The organism is Burkholderia sp. A2 (assembly GCF_001729305.1).
GTDB lineage: Bacteria > Pseudomonadota > Gammaproteobacteria > Burkholderiales > Burkholderiaceae > Burkholderia > Burkholderia sola.
Genome location: NZ_LZXX01000044.1, coordinates 1 through 441, shown reverse-complemented (window position 1 = coordinate 441; position 441 = coordinate 1). Strand labels below are relative to the sequence as shown.

Annotated in this window: 1 protein-coding gene; it reads left to right on the top strand. The window is 63.3% G+C overall.

Annotation, left to right across the window (positions count from 1 at the left end; all coding sequences use genetic code 11):
* Nucleotides 1-441 (top strand): cation:dicarboxylate symporter family transporter (locus A9Z05_RS03565; protein WP_141723343.1); only part of this gene is annotated, 441 nt, incomplete at both ends.

Below are 441 nucleotides of genomic sequence, written 5' to 3'. Positions count from 1 at the left end.
GCCGATCATCTTCTGCACGCTGGTCCAGGGCATGGCCCACGTGAAGGATCTCCGGATGCTCGGTCGAATGGGCGTGAAATCGCTCGTCTACTTCGAAGTGGTCAGCACGATCGCGATGGTGCTCGGCTTCGTGATGGTCAACGTGTTCCCGCCGGGCGCGGGCCTCCATGCCGCGAACATCGCCGAGAGCGCCGAAGCGCTGAAGACGACGTCGAACGCGGGCGAGATCTCCGCCGTCACGTATCTGCTGAGCCTCATTCCGCATACGCTCGTCGATGCGTTCGCGAAAGGCGACATCGTGCAGGTGCTGATCATCTCGATCCTGGCCGGGCTCGCGTTGAACGTATCGGTCGGCGCCGATTCGGTGCTGCTGCGCGGCATCGACGAGACGCAAAAGGTGCTGTTCCGGATGCTCGCGTTCATCATGCGGCTCGCGCCGCT